This window comes from Halalkalibacter lacteus (genome assembly GCF_036663595.1).
Classification (GTDB): Bacteria; Bacillota; Bacilli; order Bacillales; family Bacillaceae_D; genus Halalkalibacter; species Halalkalibacter lacteus.
The window spans coordinates 17,590-35,282 of sequence record NZ_JAWRVL010000010.1 but is presented as its reverse complement, the minus strand read 5'-3'; the positions used below and the strand labels follow the sequence as shown (position 1 = coordinate 35,282).

Genomic DNA, 17,693 nt, shown 5'->3' with positions numbered 1-17,693 from the left:
AAGCGATCTCTTTGTATAAGTTAGTGGATAAATTGAGGGTAAAAAAGCTTGACGATAAAATTACTGTTATACATGTAGGAGGGATAAAATGGGGGATCCAATTCCCTTATTAGAAGAACTAATTAAAATAGACAGCTCTACGAAAGCAGGAGCGAACGAGGCTGTTGCATATTGTGAAAAGTGGTTAAAAGACCAAGGACTCCAAGTGGAAAAAATTAAAAATAATGGATTTCACATGTTAGTGTGTGAAATTGGCCAAGGTGATAACACAATCGTCTTGAATGGTCATGTCGATGTTATCGAAGCTGAGGATACACAGTTTCAACCTTATGTAGTTGATGGAAAAATGTATGGTCGCGGTTCGGTGGATATGAAAGCAGGAGTAGCGGCTATGATGGAGACGATAGCACAGTTAAAAGACAGCAACATAGCAACGCGAGTAATGCTTCAGATCGTGCCTGATGAGGAAACAGGCGGGGTCTTTGGTACAAAATATTTGACGGAAAAAGGGTACGTCGGTGATTTTATTATTTGTGGTGAACCGACACACTTTGGTATTGCCATCCAATCTAAAGGAGTCCTACAGCTAGACTTTGAAATCGATGGCAAACCTGCTCATGGAAGTCGGCCCTGGGAAGGCCATAATGCAATCAAGAAAGCTTATAATCTCTATGAAGACATTATTCTGCTTCCTTTTGCACAAGAGACCGCCCCGCCGATGTATGACAAACCATCTATAAATCTCGCTAAGCTAAAAGGCGGAACCGTATACAATAAGGTGCCCGAGAAATGTGAGATGTCTCTTGATATCAGATATTTACCAGACCAATCACCTGATGAGATCTTCAAACAGATTCAAGGCATTACGGAAGATAAAGTAAACATTCATATTTGCAACGGTCCAGTTAAGACGAAAGAAGATAACCCATATGTGGAAGTACTGGTGGAGTCTATAAAAAGTCAAACTCAACTCGAACAAGTAAATATTTATGGCCAGCACGGATCAAACGATGGTCAGTTTTTTACAAAGTATGGAGGTTCTGCCGTTGAATTTGGACCAGTTGGCTTTGACTGGCATGGTGAGAATGAAATGGTTTATGTAGACTCTGTGAGAGAATACCAAGAAGTGCTTAAAGAATTTGTAAACTCTTTTGATAGCAAACAAATAAGATATCAGTCAAAATAGAAGAGCCATAAAGAAGAAGCCCATCAACGTTTAATGATGGGCTTTATTAGTTGCGAGAGAAAGATTGTAATAACAACTTTTAAGAATAAGAAAAACTCCACTAACAGCATCAATGTTTATATTTGGAACTTGTAATGTATTGGCGATGGAAGAAGAATACAAAAAGGGAAACGCTTATGGTACATTTAATTTCGGACAAAAGTTAACAATGCATGAAGATATGACTGTTCAATAAGTAAAAGAGATGTATGAAGAACATTATGGAACAGTAGGAGCGGCACCAAGTAAACAATTTACAAAGCACTACTATATGATGGATAAATAAGAATCAAAAGAGGGTGTTTTAAGACGTTTTAAGACACCCTCTTCTGATTTAATTCACTTTACTTCAAGAGAGTCACCAAGGTAACGACTACCATAAATCTATTGATATCCCTTTATTGGAGTAAGCAACCTTTTTGTGATTTAAAGATAATTCCCCTCCTATTGTCAACTTAAACGATTTTCATGTTGACATAATTCAATCGCTCCTTTTATACTACGAGGAAAGATTGTCTTCGAAATTTATAAAAATGAGGGATTTAATATGAAACTACGTAACATGATTTATGCTTCACTGTTTGCTGCTGTCGTCGGTGCGCTAGGGATTTTGCCACCGCTTACTCTTCCTATCTCCCCTGTTCCTATTACGGCTCAAACCTTAGGGGTAATGCTTGCCGGTGCAATTTTAGGGGCACGAAGAGGCGGACTTAGTCTCGGGATCTTTGTCGCTCTCGTTGCAGTTGGAATTCCGCTTCTAGCCGGCGGACGAGGTGGCTTTGGCGTATTACTTGGCCCAAGTGGAGGGTATATTCTAAGTTGGCCAATTGCTGCATTTGTAATCGGATATTTAGTTGAAAAATATTGGCATAAGATGAACATTGCCCGTTTTATTCTATTTAATATCATTGGAGGAGTTCTCCTTGTGTATGCATGTGGAATCAGCTATCTTTCCTTCGTTACAGAAATTCCTTGGACAACAGCTGCACTTCAAGCACTCATCTATGTTCCAGGTGATGTGGGGAAAGCTGTAATAGCCGGGATTACTGCGATGCAAATTAAGAAAGCTTATCCGCTCATTAAGAAACCAACCAAGTTACAAAAAGCAGCTTAACAAAAAGAATAAAAGGGCTATCCTTTTATTCTTTTTGATTTACTAGAATGAAAAGAAATGGAGTCAAGAACATGATCATAGGCGAAACGATCAAACAAACAGCCACTAGATACCCCGACAAAATTGCGATTTCCTGTGATGGAGAACAAATAACTTACAAAGAATTACATACAACTATCCATTTCATGAAACAACAAATTGTCACGGTTCTTCGTTCCCCAATGAAAAAAAAGGTTGCCTTTTTACTAGAAAACGATCACCAATTTTTATCGCTCTTTTTAGCTATCAGTCAACTAGGTGCTATTGCCATTCCTTTAGATCCAAAATGGAGTAAGGACGACCTCCACTATATCCTTACCGATTGCTCGCCTGATCTTTTCATTGGTGAGCCTATCATTCCTGAAGTTGTTAGCCTCTCTCTTCATGATCTTACAGAGCAAAAAGCGATACATTTGCCTGTCCAAGATATTTCAGACGATCACCTTTTTTATATTGGCTATACATCAGGTACAACGGGAAAACCAAAAGGTTACTTACGCACCCATTCTTCATGGATTCACAGCTTCTCAGTAAGTGATATCGTTTTTAATATAGAAAATAAAGATGTCATCTTTGCACCTGGTCCACTCGTGCACTCACATTTTTTATATGCAGCTCTTCACGCGCTTCATATTGGAGCTACTGTCTTCATTACAAAGAAATTTCGTGCAGATGCTGTACACCAAACATTAACAACTTATCCAATTACGATTTTATACCTTGTTCCTACGATGTTTTCAGCACTGAATGACGTCTATTCGAAAACTGGATCACCCATTACAAACTTAAAAAAAGTCATCTCTGCTGGCGCGAAATGGCAAACTGGTTTAAAACAGAAAGCCAAAGTACTCATTCCTCATGCAGAAGTATTTGAATTTTACGGAGCATCCGAATTAAGTTTGGTCAGCGTTTTAGATGAAAAAGGTTACCTCGAAAACTCTGAGTCGGTCGGACGGGCAGTCCCGGGAGTTGAAGTGTCCATTCGAAGACTAGATGGCACGAAAGCAAGTATTGGAGAAATAGGAAAACTATTTGTTAAAAGCAAACTCGTATTCAGCGGCTATCACAATGAGCAGAAAGCAACAAACGAAGTGTTTTATGGAAGCTTTGCAACAGTCGGCGATCTAGCTTTTCTAGATGATCAAGGCTACATCACTCTTGTCGGCCGGGAGAAAAATATGATTATTAGTGGCGGATTAAATATCTATCCAGAGGAAGTTGAAAAGGTATTATCCACCCTATCTCAAATTGATGAAGTAACCGTCATTGGGCTAGAGGATACATACTGGGGTGAAAAACTTGTTGCCGTTATTAAATGGCAAGAAGGAAACCGTCTGACTAACCAGCAACTAAAACAATTTTGCAAGCAAAAACTAGCTTCCTACAAATGTCCACAACAATTCATTGAGCTTGAAAGCTTTCCCTACACAACAAGCCATAAAATAGCTAGAAAAGAAGTCATAAAGCTAGTAGAAAGAAAAATTGAGCAAGCAAGGATGTGAATAAACTATGAAAGAAGCCGTTATCATAACAGCCAAACGAACGGCAGTAGGTAAGTCAGGTGGAATGTTTAAAAGCGTCCCCCCTGAATACTTAGCTGCTCCTATTATTCAACAGATTGTGGAAGAATATCAGCTAGATCCAGAATCGATTGATGAAGTCATCCTCGGAAATGCCGTCGGCCCTGGAGGAAATATCGCACGGCTTTGTGCTCTCTCAGCGGGTTTACCTCTATCTGTTCCGGGAGTTACGGTTGACCGTCAGTGTGCCTCAGGTCTAGAGGCTATAAACGTAGCAGCCAGGCTTGTTCAGGCTGGAGCTGGTGACATTTATTTAGCCGGAGGGGTTGAAAGCACAAGCTTGGCCCCGTGGAAGTTTGCGAAACCTTCTTCAATTCATGACCCACAAGGACCGCAATTATTTATGAGGGCTCGTTTTTCCCCAGATGAGATCGGTGACCCTGATATGGGGGTAGCAGCAGAAAATGTAGCTGAAGCCTACAATATCTCGCGAGAAGCTCAGGATGAGTTTGCTTATCAAAGTCAATTAAAGGCTATTACCGCCATCGAATCTGGTTCTTTTAACGAAGAAATTGTCCCAGTCAAAGGTCAAATCACCGATCAATGTCCACGCAAAAATTTAACGATCGAGAGACTGAGCGCCCTTCCTCCTGTTTTTAAGGAAGATGGAACGGTGACAGCCGGTAATGCTTGTCCACTTAATGACGGGGCATCTATTGTTTTAATTATGTCATTGGATAAATGTAAGGAATTAGGCTTACAACCTATTTTGCGTTTTGTTGATGCAGTAAGTTCTGGAGTTGACCCGAATTTTCTAGGCATTGGGCCTGTTCCTGCTGTAAGGAAATTATTAAAACGCCAACAACTATCCGTTCACAACATTGATATTGTTGAATTTAATGAAGCGTTTTCCGCGCAAGTCATAGCGAGTTTAAATGAGCTCGAAATTCCACTAGCGAAAGTAAATCGAAACGGTGGAGCGTTAGCAATCGGTCATCCATACGGCGCCTCAGGAGCTATTTTAATAACGAGGCTATACACGGAAATGAAACGTCATCATCTCAAACGCGGCCTCGCTACACTAGGAATTGGTGGCGGATTAGGCTTAGCAACTCTAGTAGAATTAATAGAATAGAGGAATTGGACATGATTGATGAAACATGGACAGGGGCAACCTCAGAAGTTGTAAAAATTACAATCACAAGAGAAATGATTGCATCCTACACAAAAGCGATCGATGACGACACTTCCATTTATGTCGACATCGCTTCAGCCAAGAAAGCTGGGTACCAAGACATCCCTGCTCCACCAACTATGCCGATCATCTTTTGGTCGTTTATCAACGTTCCTTGGTTAGAAGATGTCGGACCTGTCGTACACGGGAAGCAATCCTTTTCATACGAGCATACCTTGATAGCCAATCGCACGTATGATTGTGTCATTCATTTAAAAGACGTAAAGAAAAAACAAATAAACCGTGAGATCATGCAACGATCTAATCATGAGTTACTTCTTTCATATAACGATTGTATTCATGCAACAGCACGTACTACATTACTAATAGTTAAAAAGTAAGGTGAAAAGATGGATCGACTTGTATTACCAACTATTTATATTTCAAAGATTAAAGAGGAGCATATTGCAACATATGGTGAAGTTTCAAATGATTTCAATCCTCTCCACTTTGATAAAAAAGCAGCTAAACAAGCAGGTTTCTCTGATCGAATCGTTCATGGCATGATGACAATGGGCATCAGTACAAAGCTTATTTCCCCTTGGTTATCAAGTGATTGTTTCATAAAAGAATATGAAAGTTCATTCCGTTATCCACTTTTAATTGGGGATTCTCTTCATATTTATGGGGAAATTGCTGAACGTACATGTTTTGATGCTCGTATTACTTTTAAAGGAATCAATCAACACAGTCAAATCATTATTACTGGTAAGATTTTAGTTGAAGGGCGTTTACAAGATAGCCCTTCTTTATTGAAACCTCCCTCTAGCACTTAATATTCTTTAGTAATTTTATTGCATTGTTCAAGTCTAAGTGAAAAAAGGACAACAAATACGTACGGTAGTTATTATCCATAATTTTATATTTATGCTTATTTCTTTACTTGTAAATTTTATGGTCGTCTTGGGATGGCTCCTTTTAATTGGGATTAGGACAGAACTCCAAACCTAATGATAAGGAGTCTTTTTGTACCCTGGAACCTTTACACACACCAAATAACATTGCCTTCACTTTCTCTTTGAAAGCAGGTGCCAGGCACCTGTGTCGATTCTCTGTACACAAAAATCCCCTGTAGAACAGTCTTTTTCAAGTGTCTATCTACAGGGGACATTTTAGGTTTCTCATAACAGGGGGGCAACATGAAGAGCCATTGCTACTTCATCCGACTTCCTTTTTTCAACTCATTAGATAGAAAGCTGTCTTGCTAATTCAAACATATTCCTATTTATTTGATGAGGTTTCCCTAGAACCTCATCAAAAGAATGATGCACTAATTTGTTTTGCTCAATTCCTACAGCCAAACCTGCTTGATTTCCACTCAGTAATTCAACAGCATATGCCCCTAATCTACTAGCTAGTACACGGTCAAATCCAGTTGGTTTTCCACCTCTTTGAAGATGACCTAACGTTGTCACGCGTGGCTCAAGATTCATTTTGGTTTGTATTTGTTCTACTACCTCTTCAGCGCTAGCGACCCCTTCTGCTACGATAATGATACTGTGTTTTTTTCCGCGTTCTGTTCCTTTTTGTATCCTTTCAACAATTCCATCAATATCAATTGGAACCTCTGGAATTATTATGGATTCAGCTCCCCCTGCTAACCCACTCCATAAGGCTAAGTCACCTGCGTCACGACCCATCACCTCTATCACTGAAGTTTTCTCATGTGACATGGCTGTATCTCTAATTTTATCAATTGCATCTACGATTGTATTAAGAGCCGTATCAAAACCTATCGTATAATCCGTTCCAGGAATATCGTTATCGATCGTCCCTGGGATGCCAATCGTTGCAATACCATGTTCAGTTAACTTTTGCGCACCACGATAAGACCCATCACCACCAATAACAACGACTCCCTCAATTCCGTGAGTCTTTAATTGATCAATTGCTTTTAATTGACCTACCTCTGTTTTAAATTCTTCACTTCTAGAGCTATGTAACATCGTTCCTCCCCGGTGAATAATATCACCTACAGAACCTAAGTCAAACTTCTTAATTTCTCCATTAATCAGTCCCGTATATCCACGGTAAATCCCAAACACTTCCAAACCAAGATAAAGACCTTTTCTTACAACCGCTCGAACAGCTGCATTCATTCCTGGAGAATCTCCTCCACTAGTTAGAACAGCAATCTTTTTCAACATACTCAATCCTTTAACCATGTAATTTTACTGAACTCTATTATTCAGTAGTTATTATAATATAAACCATTTATTTAACTATTAAAACAAAATAGGGGCAATCAATACCAGCAACACCTTGCCCTATACTTGTTACTTTAATTTTCAAGATTCAACCTATACTACATTATTCGAATGAGTATTCTTCCTCTCTTAATACCACCCTGACTTTTATGATTCTTCTATCTTCTGCCTCAGTAACAATTAATTTAATTCCATCATAGATGAACTCTTCATCTACAACCGGTACATAATGAAACTCCTCTGTTAACCAGCCGCCAAGAGTATGGTTTCTACTGTCCGGTAATTCCACTTGCACCATCCTTGCAAAATCATCTAAAGGGAAATCCCCATAGAATTCAAATTCATTTGGACCAAGCCTATTGGTCTCATTGACTTCTTCATCATGTTCATCCCAAATTTCACCAACCAATTCTTCTAATATATCTTCTAAAGTAACGATTCCAGACGTACCACCAAATTCGTCAATAACAACTGCCATATGTACTCGATCTTTTTGTAACATTGGCAAAAGGGTAGAAATGCCTAATGTTTCAACAACAAACAGAGGTTTTCGAATTAACTTTCTTAGATCCGCCTCTTTCTTTGTAACAAGCTGGGAAAGAAAATCTCTTTCTGATAAGACCCCAATGATATTATCAATCGATTTTTCATAAACGGGCAATCTAGAAAATCTTTCTCTTACTAATATTGTGGTTATCTCTTCAATAGACATATCAATATCAATCGCTATGAGATCTGTACGAGGTGTTAAAACCTCCACTACTGTAGTATCATTAAATTCCAAAGTGTTGTGTAAAAGTTCTTTTTCATTCAGTTCAATTACACCCTCTGCTTGACTTATCGTGAACATTTCTTTTAATTCTTCTTCTGTTACAGAAGGACTTACTTCTGATCTAGAGACGAACTTTGTCATAACTTGTTTTAATTTAACTAGTAGCCACGTTAACGGCGTAAAAAGTTTCATAAGTAAAAGTAATATAGCTGAAATTTTTAATGCCAATGTCTCAGCGTTCTCTTTCGCTAATGACTTCGGAAGAACTTCTCCAAAAATAAGAATGAGAATAGTCATGACAATCGTACTAATCAGAAGCCCCGTATTCCCACCAAATAATACCGTTGCAACCTGTGCTGATATCGTAGCAGCTGCAATGTTTACTAAATTATTCCCAATTAATATAGTGGAAAGCGCGTGATCAAAGTTTTGCGAGATAAAATAGGCTTTTACACCTCCTGGTCTATTCTCATCTGCATAGCTTTTTAACCTTAATTTATTGGCACTTGAGTAGGCTGTTTCTGCCGAAGAGAAAAACGCTGATAATATAAGTAATATGAAAAGGATGAGTACTAAATTTAAAGGTATTTGAGACAAGATGAATCTCTCCTATTTAAAAAAGTGATACCTTTAATTTGTCCTAAAAAGAATATTCAATGATAAAAAGTTCGCTTTCATAAGAAGAAAGCAAAAACCATTTATCTTATGCCATAGTTTTTGCGAATTTCTATCCCATATTTCTGTTCGTTTTCATCGATCAATTTTTCTTTGAAACCGTCAAATCAAGACATTGAAAATCAGAAACTAAAACCATTCCCTTGAAACCGCTGTGAAAGCTTTTAAGTTAACCGTCTTTTAATACAAAAAACGCCGTATCAAAACGACGTTTAAACAGTATAGTTACGGGACGTAATCGTTATCGCTATTTCGAAAAGTTCCTGGCACTTAAAACGCACCTGAACCGCCTCCGCCGCCACCTGCTCCGGATCCACCTCCGCCAACGGCACCTCCTGAACTACTGCTAGTAGCGCCCGTCATCTTCTCTGCACTATTAAAGTTCGACGTGGCAGCTGCTGCAATGATGATCCATGTCGGGTCAAAGCCATATGCTGTGCTTGACTGATGCCCACTCATCGGAGTTTTAAACGCATCAGCTAACGATTTATTTTTCTCTTTAAGGCTTTCTTCATTTATTCCTAAGCCGTAAATAAAAGCGCGCATTTTGTCATCTTCAGGTAATGTCTGCCAAGTTGATTGCAGCATATTAGGAAATTGTTGTTTAAACCTGCGCCACTCAAGGGTGATTTTCACACCTTCCCATGTTTTCGGGTAGTAAAAAATGGCGAAGATAAACAGTCCCAAAAATAGTCCAGCTGATGATAAAGACAAGCCGATTAAATCATTTATCGCAAATAAAATGATAAACGGCACTAAGATAAAACTTGCTAAGCCAATGGTTAAGCGATATTTGACTTTGTTTTCATACAATCTTGCTTCTTTTAATTCGGCTTTCACGGCATTCTGCCATTTTAATTTTTGAAGTTGGTATTTTTGGTGGTTCTTCTTATTTTTGAGATAGCTGGATAAATCGTCAAAGCTAAATTCAGCTTTTCTCCCAATTTCATCGAATATCCATTCAACTAAGACATGTTCGTGATCAAGTAAGCCGCTTCGGTTCACTAATTGAAATCGTTCATTTTCAAGCTTAGTAACATGACCTTTTCGCACTAAGTCTAATAGTGCGGCTGCAATTGCTTCTGGTAAGAGCTGGTGATAATTCGTGTAAAAAATGGTTGTTGGTAATGAGAGCGTTTGTTTAGGTATGGCACCATCATTGGTTAATTCTCGCGTTAGTGCAGCTCTTTTTCCTTTGGCAAAAAGCCATGCCCGCACAAGTTGAAAAAGCAAGAGGAAACCAAAGAGCGGAACTAAAATGACGCCGATCGATGCGAGTAACTCCTTTCTCCTTGCACTCGCAATCTCTTCATCAAGTAACTGTTGTTTTGCCACTTCTATTTCAGCTCGCATCGGTTGATTGGAAGAAACGGCAGCAGCCCCAAAAAGCTTGGCGTCATAAGCGACACGAATGTCACCGTTTCGTTTATTTGGAACTTTTCCTAACTGATATTGGACATGTCCTTCTTGTAAAATGTCCTCTTTTTGAAACGCCTCATCATAACCAAAGGCGATTACATCGGTTGCAGGTTCTGGTGGAAAAACGTTAATCGTCATATTTTCATACGTCGATTCGTTGCTTCGGTCAAAGAATGGCCAGTAAAACTCTGCGACATCCGCATAAACGTCGACGCCATTTTTTATTTCATAAACTAAATCAATCGTAACCGTTTCATCTTCTCCTGATCGATGAATACGATGTTCCGTCTCGTTTGACTCCATTCTTAAAGGCTGATTTTCTTCAAATGCTTCAAATTGAACAATCTCGGTTCCTTCTTTCGGGATTAACTCACGTATAATGCCCCCGAATTCACCACTAAACTTATAAATATGTCGTTCTTGAACAGAAACATCCCCATCAGCTTGTAGAAATGCAGTAATTTCGACATCTGTAATTTGGTAATCAACAGCAAATACTTGTGTTGGAATAAAAAAGAATACAGCTATGAACATGACACTAATGATTTTTTTATACATTGATTAACTCCCTCCTTCCACTTTTATATACGTAAGAACAATCAAAGGGTTTCAAGTACATGCCCCCCTGTGTAACTTCTCCGCCACTTTTTACTGTATCTGTTCTTTTTAGCTGTGGCAAAAGTTCACACTCGGCATGACGAATAACTGCCCCATTTTCTGAAGATAACTTTCCATCCAATACGTTCAACAATGTCGTCTTTCCACTGCCAGTAGGGCCAACTAACCTGATCCGGTCACTTTTTTGAATTTGTAATTGTTCAACATCTTAGTTCTATTCTTTAAAGAGGTATCTCAAATATATTTTTATGTCATATTTCCTAACAGAATCACTTACAGCCTCGAAAATGATTGGTATCATAAAGTTACCCGAAAAACAATGGAATGAAAGTAAGTGACTTTTCATGATAAATATAACTGTTAAAAACCTAGGAATGTTTACATGATTGGCTCTTTCATTATCCATCTTTTAATAAAAAAAGCCAAAGGCACTTTATTAGCTGCCATTGGCTTTTTTTATTTACTTTTTTGGGAAATTATATTTTAGAAATTTCTTCTTTTGTTTACTTGTTCTTGTTATTGAATCATTGCGATCCTTATAAGTACGTATTCGAAATCTTGGCATCAAATGAATCTTTCAAAGGAATCAAGACACTCCTCCTCTTACACTTTTGAATAAATTGTGTTGTGTCTTTTTTTCCAATTACAGGTTTGCAATACATCATTTACAATCGTTTCAGTCGCATGAGGAACATAGATTTTTTCTAATGAAGCTTTCATCTGTTGTATCGCGCATCATCATGAACAAGTTGGCGCGTTTCTTTAACAAGCTGTTCCCATTTTTCAGACGATATTGCTGCCCCATGATTTTGAAAAAAAAGAGCATTTTCTTTTTCTTGTTCTGGAGTTGCTCGTGGCAAAGCAATTGGTACATTTGCTGTCAGTACTTCTGATAAAATTATTCCACCCAGTTTTGTGACAACACATGTTGCTAAGGTATTAATAATTACATCAGGTCTGAAGTTTCGAAGGATCAATTAAGCAGAAATTCGCTTCTTTCTTTTTAATACGTCACCAAAGCTTTCGATTAGTTGTGCAAAGATTTCATTCCAAGACAATGTTTGGGCAAACTCACGGGCTTCTATTGAAAACTTTGAACGTAGTGAAGGATTTTCTAATAATAATGATGTTTGTTGCACAAACTCCTCAATGTTCTTTGGTTCACACAAAAATCCAGTTACTCCGTTGTTGACTAAATGTTGGACACCACCGGCATTTGCTCCAATAATCGGTAAGCCTGATGAGAGTGCTTCTAAGACGACGTTGCCAAACGTTTCTGTTGGCGATGGAAATAAAAACAGATCACTAGATGCATAGATTTGCGCTAACTGCTCGCCTTCCATGAATCCAGTCCAGGTAATGTTTGAATGCTGCTTATCTGATAAGAGGCGAAACAGTGGACCATCGCCAACGATCACTAAGTGTGTCTCTTTCTTAATGTGCTCCGGTAATGAATGAAATGTTTCTAAGACAATATGAATGTCTTTTTCTGGAGCAATTCGTCCAACATATAGTAGGATGTTTTTTTCATGGATCTGAAACTTCTCTTTGAAAAACACGCTTGAGCGCTTTGTTGGTGAGTAGATTTGATGGTTCACCCCTCGCCCCCACAGCTCAATCTCATCGTGAATATTTTTGGATAGTAATTTTTCTTTTGTGCTTTGCGAAGGAACATAAACTTTTACAAAAGAACGGTGGAACCAATTCATATACTTCCAGATCCATTTCTCAAAAAAAGATAAATGATAATATTCGAGGTAATCATCAAAATGAGTATGGTAAGAGGCTATCATCGGGATATGGTGTTTTTTCCCATAGTGAATTCCATATAAACCGAGATTAAACGGAGTGGCAATGTGGATTAACGTAGGCTTGAATTCGTCCAAACTTTGTTTAATATGAAGAGGATTCGGAAGAGCTAAACGACATTCGGGATACAACAAAAAGGGAATACTTGTTAACCGTTGAACTTGAGGCACGGCTGGTACTGGTGTACTGCTTTCAGGAACGAATAAACGATATTCAATCCCTTGTTTTTCAAGGTAATCTGTGTAACGTTTTAAGGTTCTGGCAACTCCATTGATCTCAGGTACATAAGTATCAGAAAAAATGGCAATCCGCATTCACATACACTCCCTACCTTGATTTTTTCTCTTTACACCCACTCTCTATAATGTAACAAAGAAATATGAAAACCATATTGAGTTAACGTTAAGTTTCCTGAGGAAAACTCAACAAAACACTAACGTTCGTTTAATAATTAAAGGTTATGATTAAAAGCACAAGTACGCTAAAAAAATTAAAGTAACGAAAAAGAACATGATTGGTGGGGGAAATAATGAATCGACTTCTAACTTGGGTTAGCCTGAATGATGTCCAACTGCTTCAATTTGTTCATCAACAATTACGGTGTCGTCTGCTAGATTTCACACTTCCGAAGATCACTCATCTTGGCGGTGCAACGTTTACATTAAGTTCATTGTTTTTGATCATTATTCTTTCATCTAGTCCGATTAAGCTTTTAGCCTTCCAAGCATTACTTTCTTTAACCTTAAGTCACGTGGTTGTTCATATCATTAAAAAAATCTACAGTCGTGAGCGTCCTTATAAAAAGCTTGCAAATATTGTTTTATCTTCACATCCCTTAAGAGATTATTCTTTTCCGTCTGGTCATACAACCGCTGCCTTTTCAACCATTGTTGTCTTTGCCTTACATTCATTTGTTCTAGCAGCTTTTTTACTACCTCTTGCTAGCTTAATTGGGTTTTCAAGAATGTATTTAGGTTTACATTATCCAACCGATTGCATGATTGGCGCGATGCTTGGATCAATAAGTGCCTTTACGATTGTATATTTCGTCCCATTTTTTTAAGGGTACTACTTAATTTTTCAAATAGAGGTGGAAATCATACATTTCCACCTCTAATGCTTCTTCAATTTCCATAATAAAGTAATTAAGAGTGCATTTGCTACTATATAAAAATAAGAGTAAAAGAAGCTTCTTAGATGCGGGAATACTATTTGACGCTTACCTATATAGAAATAATGTGCTTGAATCAATCTGGTCCCAAATAAAAAAACGCTGAACCTTTAAAGATTAGCGTCTGATTGTTTAAACTTCCGTAACTTGTGATATGGTTTCACCGCACCAAGTTAACCAACTGTTTTCAAGTTGAGATTGATCTAACTTTGCTGTTCTTATGATTCAATTATTATTCCTGTCAAGAATTAATTGTTTAATTTCTTGAATATCTCTCTTTAGTTCTTGATTCTCTTTGTAAAATTGATCCATCTGTTCCTTTAGATTCGCTTCGTCCTCCTGGCCCAAATAGCTTAATATGACTGCAACTACAAGGTTTAAAATAACTAATGCCCCAATTATGATAAATGAAACAAAATAGGCCCAAGCCCATGGCACCTCATGAATAATCGGTCTTGCTACCTGACTGGCCCACGATTCAAACGTTACGACTTGTAACAAGGTGAAAAGTGCTGTATGAAAACTTCCAAAAAACTCATATGGAAGAACATCACGAAAAAAGGTTGTTCCAATAATTGCATAAACGGAAAAGATCAAGATCGACAAACCTAAAATCCCTATTAAAGCTGGTATGGATTTCATTAATGAGTCGATTATTTTTCGTAACGCAGGAATTGCTGGAATCATTCTTATCAAACGCAATACCCTTATTAGCCTCAGAACGCTTACGAAAGGAGTTGCGTAAAACAATAAGCTTCCTATGACAATACTGAAATCAAATACATTCCATCTATCAGAGAAATAACCTTTGAAACCGAGACCAATGATTTTCACCATTAGTTCTAGCACAAAGATCCAGACTATTATTTTATCTAGAACTAGTAATAGATTATTACCAGTGAAATACGTCTCTGCGATGATAATAAGTCCATTTAACAGGATAATGCCTATAACAATCGGTTGGAAATTTCTATGCTCTACCAGCTGTCTAATGTTCGTTCTCAAGGAGCTATTTTTACTATTTACTTCTTCTTTGTGTTTTAATTCCATTTGTGTCTACCACTTTTCCCTTCCATCAATTTGCTTTCTTTCTCTATTATTATACCAGTTAAACTATTAGATGAATTACTATAGCAGACAAAATACTACATTATAATTAATGACAATATTATGAACAACAAAGATTGCCATTTTCATATTGATGAGAAGATGCTGAGCATTCAGAAAATGTTAGAGTGTATCGATAAGAATGTGTATCAAAAACAGCACTAAAGGTAGGTTTTCACCTTTTTCAGTAGCCTCTTTAACACATAAGGGTCACAAACTCTGAATTCACGATACTCCCTGTTTTCTTGTAGGTTTCACATTCATTTGACGATCTTTTCTCATTACAATATAGGTAAATAATGCAGTAGATGCACCGATTAATGATAATATGCCACCAGAAAGATAAACCGTTTGCGGGCTGAAAAAGTCATATAAAAAACCTCCAGTAGAGCTTCCAATAATTCCTGCTATCCCGCCAAATATAGCAGCAAACATCGTTTGTCCAGTTGCTCGTAATTCATCTGGGACGATGCGGGTTAAATAAGTGATTGCTGAAACAAAAAAGACAGGAAACGTTAAACTGTGAAGGATTTGCAGAAACACAAGTGTGTTTGGCTCACTTGCCATACTATACAAAATCCAACGCAGAGAATACATGAACCCTGCAATCACAAATAATCCGAATTCATTATAGCGACGTACAAGGTACCCCATACATGCCAATACTGGCACGGTACTTAATGTTGCAACCATCCATGCCGTTCCAACTTGCGATTCTTTCGCTCCCATATCCATTAAATAGATCGCTAATAAACTGTCATTCATTCGATGAGGTATTGCCAGAAATAGCACAAGAATTAAAAACCAGATGATTCTCGTATTCGTAAAGAGCTTCACTAACCCTTCTTTTGTTACAGGTTCTGATTTTCTAACGACATCCTTTACTAAAAAGGTTGTGCAAATGAGGAGGAATACAAGGAACATATACATAAATCCTAAATATCTAATTCCATAGATTTCAATAAGCAGACCTACAGAAATAGTAGAAACAGCAACCCCCACTTCTCCCCAAGATCGGATAAAACCAAAATTGCGTCCGTTTTCCTGTGCAAACCTAAAAGTCAAACTATCTGTTAACGGCAAACATGCCGATATAAAAAACATAAAAAGAAACATTAAAACAACAATTAATAGAAATTGATCTGCTAAAAACAGAGGGATACTAATGAATAGACCGGAAACCAATACAATTAACAGAATCCATTTCACTGTTTTTTTCCGATCGCTCATGATTCCCCAAAAAGGTTGGGCAAAGATGGAAACAAACGCCCCTGCAGCCATTACAACTCCTACCTCAACAGTCATTAATCCTTTTGAGCGAAGGTAAAGTGGCAGAAAAAATATAATAATCGAATAACCAGCATAAAACAAAAAATTAAAAGCTGACAAGATAAACACCGTAATCCCCACTTCCTAGATAGAACCTAAATAAACTGCAACAAAATATAAAAATTCTAGTAATTTTTCATTCTTCTTTTACTCTACCACAATGAACCTATACATAGTTGCAGGAGACAAAAAATAAAGATACTTCATTCTAGGTGTTAAAAAAGGGAAATAGGTCTTATCAATTCATTCATTTATGAACTAATAATTACATGTATCCAAACTACCTACTCCCTACAGGAACCGCAAAAAAGTACCTCGATCAATCGAGGTACTTTTAGCAATCTAACCTAATTTGACTCTGGAGCAACAGAGGCTTCAGGTGAAGTTACTTTGTCATAGAACTCTTCAAATTTGTCACGGTCTTCGCTTGCACGGTAAGCCATTGCAACACGAGGATGTTCATTAATTGTACCAGAGATCATGTAAGGAATGATATAGCCCCATTCCCATTTTTGACGCATTTCTAGCATATGCTTTTCAATTACTCCTAGAACGGGCTTAAGCTCATAGCTAGGTTTTTGGATGTGGCTAACAAGTAGCTCTGTATTACAGTTACCAGCTGCACGGCCCATGCCATAAACAGAGGAATCAAGGAACGTAACCCCATTTCGCATCGCCGTTAATGTGTTCGCGAATGCTAACTGCATATTGTTATGCGTGTGGATTCCAAGTTGCTTATTAGGGATCATCTCTTTGAACTTTTTCACTTGATGTTCAATATCTGCAGGGTCTAAGCTTCCAAAAGAGTCAACGATATAGACAACGTCTACTGAGCTTTCTTTTACCATATTAAACGCTTCAATCAGCTGATTTTCAGGTACACTTGATAGAGCCATAATGTTCAGTGATGTTTCATAACCGAGATCATGAAACATTTTTACAAGCTCTAACCCTTTATCAACTTCGCGGATATAGCATGCGACCCGAATCATATCTAACGCACTTTGTTCACGTGGCAGAATGTCATTTGGATCTACACGGCCAATATCGACTAAAGCAGATAGCTTCGTGAACTTTTTTTCAGGGATAATTTCTTTCAAGAAGTTATCATCAAGAAATCTCCAAGGATTGGGCTCAGTCGCTTGAAGAAGCTTAGGAGAATTTTTATAACCAACCTCCATATATTCAACACCAGCGCTATTCAGGCCATTATATAAGTCTTGAACAAATTCAACGCTGAAATCCCAATTGTTAATCAAACCTCCATCACGAATGGTACAATCTATAATTTTGCTAGTATGTTCCATAGTAATACCTTCCTCCTGTAATTCTGTTTTTTTTAGTATGCTCTTATGTTAGTTTAAAAACGTAACACTTTTAACGTTATACACTTTAACACTTTTATGCTTTTATGTACTAAAATACCTTATACCGTTTGTATCATGATTTGGTCA

The 17,693-nt window shown here is 37.7% G+C and carries 16 protein-coding genes; 7 read left to right on the top strand and 9 right to left on the bottom strand.

Annotated features, from left to right (window positions below; genetic code table 11):
• The first annotated feature begins 88 nt into the window (after positions 1 to 88).
• From SAZ04_RS09225 to SAZ04_RS09200, 6 genes are all read left to right on the top strand, one after another.
• A complete protein-coding gene (locus SAZ04_RS09225; protein ID WP_332694354.1) occupies positions 89 to 1,186 on the top strand; it encodes a M20 family metallopeptidase in 1,098 nt (365 codons plus the stop codon).
• 586 nt (positions 1,187 to 1,772) lie between these two features.
• Entirely contained in the window at positions 1,773 to 2,339 is a 567-nt protein-coding gene (locus tag SAZ04_RS09220; protein WP_332694352.1) for a biotin transporter BioY, read from the top strand.
• Between the two features lie 71 nt (positions 2,340 to 2,410).
• The gene (locus SAZ04_RS09215; protein ID WP_332694350.1) at positions 2,411 to 3,880 is read left to right on the top strand and encodes an AMP-binding protein; all 1,470 of its coding nucleotides are present in this window, start codon (positions 2,411 to 2,413) and stop codon (positions 3,878 to 3,880) included.
• Between the two features lie 7 nt (positions 3,881 to 3,887).
• Entirely contained in the window at positions 3,888 to 5,033 is a 1,146-nt protein-coding gene (locus SAZ04_RS09210; protein ID WP_332694348.1) for a thiolase family protein, read from the top strand.
• A gap of 11 nt (positions 5,034 to 5,044) precedes the next feature.
• Complete coding sequence (locus SAZ04_RS09205; protein ID WP_332694346.1) at positions 5,045 to 5,473, top strand: FAS1-like dehydratase domain-containing protein; 429 nt, start codon at positions 5,045 to 5,047, stop codon at positions 5,471 to 5,473.
• A gap of 9 nt (positions 5,474 to 5,482) precedes the next feature.
• The gene (locus SAZ04_RS09200; RefSeq protein ID WP_332694344.1) at positions 5,483 to 5,908 is read left to right on the top strand and encodes a MaoC family dehydratase; all 426 of its coding nucleotides are present in this window, start codon (positions 5,483 to 5,485) and stop codon (positions 5,906 to 5,908) included.
• A 408-nt stretch (positions 5,909 to 6,316) separates the two neighbouring features.
• On the opposite strand, the gene pfkA is transcribed toward SAZ04_RS09200, so the two are convergent.
• The 6 genes from pfkA to SAZ04_RS09170 form a co-directional block, all read right to left on the bottom strand.
• Positions 6,317 to 7,276, bottom strand: coding sequence for a 6-phosphofructokinase (gene pfkA / locus SAZ04_RS09195; RefSeq protein WP_332694518.1), 960 nt, complete (start codon positions 7,274 to 7,276; stop codon positions 6,317 to 6,319).
• Positions 7,277 to 7,442: 166 nt separating this feature from the next.
• Positions 7,443 to 8,708 (bottom strand): hemolysin family protein, encoded by a 1,266-nt coding sequence (locus SAZ04_RS09190; RefSeq protein WP_332694342.1) that lies wholly within the window; start codon positions 8,706 to 8,708, stop codon positions 7,443 to 7,445.
• A 348-nt stretch (positions 8,709 to 9,056) separates the two neighbouring features.
• A complete protein-coding gene (locus tag SAZ04_RS09185; RefSeq protein ID WP_332694340.1) occupies positions 9,057 to 10,763 on the bottom strand; it encodes a DUF2207 domain-containing protein in 1,707 nt (568 codons plus the stop codon).
• Positions 10,756 to 11,013: an ATP-binding cassette domain-containing protein gene (locus SAZ04_RS09180; protein ID WP_431308985.1), complete on the bottom strand. Its 258-nt coding sequence runs from the start codon at positions 11,011 to 11,013 to the stop codon at positions 10,756 to 10,758. Before SAZ04_RS09180 ends, SAZ04_RS09185 begins: the two co-directional genes overlap by 8 nt.
• 526 nt (positions 11,014 to 11,539) lie before the next feature.
• The gene (locus tag SAZ04_RS09175; protein ID WP_332694338.1) at positions 11,540 to 11,800 is read right to left on the bottom strand and encodes a hypothetical protein; all 261 of its coding nucleotides are present in this window, start codon (positions 11,798 to 11,800) and stop codon (positions 11,540 to 11,542) included.
• On the bottom strand, positions 11,801 to 12,946 hold the full coding sequence (locus tag SAZ04_RS09170) for a glycosyltransferase family 4 protein (RefSeq protein ID WP_332694336.1): 1,146 nt from the start codon (positions 12,944 to 12,946) through the stop codon (positions 11,801 to 11,803).
• 215 nt (positions 12,947 to 13,161) lie between these two features.
• On the opposite strand from SAZ04_RS09170, the gene SAZ04_RS09165 reads away from it, so the two are divergent.
• The gene (locus SAZ04_RS09165; protein ID WP_332694334.1) at positions 13,162 to 13,695 is read left to right on the top strand and encodes a phosphatase PAP2 family protein; all 534 of its coding nucleotides are present in this window, start codon (positions 13,162 to 13,164) and stop codon (positions 13,693 to 13,695) included.
• 333 nt (positions 13,696 to 14,028) lie between these two features.
• On the opposite strand, the gene SAZ04_RS09160 is transcribed toward SAZ04_RS09165, so the two are convergent.
• The 3 genes from SAZ04_RS09160 to SAZ04_RS09150 all read right to left on the bottom strand — a co-directional run bounded on the left by SAZ04_RS09160 (position 14,029) and on the right by SAZ04_RS09150 (position 17,546).
• Positions 14,029 to 14,853, bottom strand: a complete 825-nt coding sequence (locus SAZ04_RS09160) for an ion transporter (protein WP_332694332.1) — start codon at positions 14,851 to 14,853, stop codon at positions 14,029 to 14,031.
• A gap of 282 nt (positions 14,854 to 15,135) precedes the next feature.
• The gene (locus SAZ04_RS09155; RefSeq protein WP_332694331.1) at positions 15,136 to 16,308 is read right to left on the bottom strand and encodes an MFS transporter; all 1,173 of its coding nucleotides are present in this window, start codon (positions 16,306 to 16,308) and stop codon (positions 15,136 to 15,138) included.
• A gap of 278 nt (positions 16,309 to 16,586) precedes the next feature.
• On the bottom strand, positions 16,587 to 17,546 hold the full coding sequence (locus tag SAZ04_RS09150; RefSeq protein WP_332694329.1) for an aldolase catalytic domain-containing protein: 960 nt from the start codon (positions 17,544 to 17,546) through the stop codon (positions 16,587 to 16,589).
• Between the last annotated feature and the right edge of the window lie 147 nt (positions 17,547 to 17,693).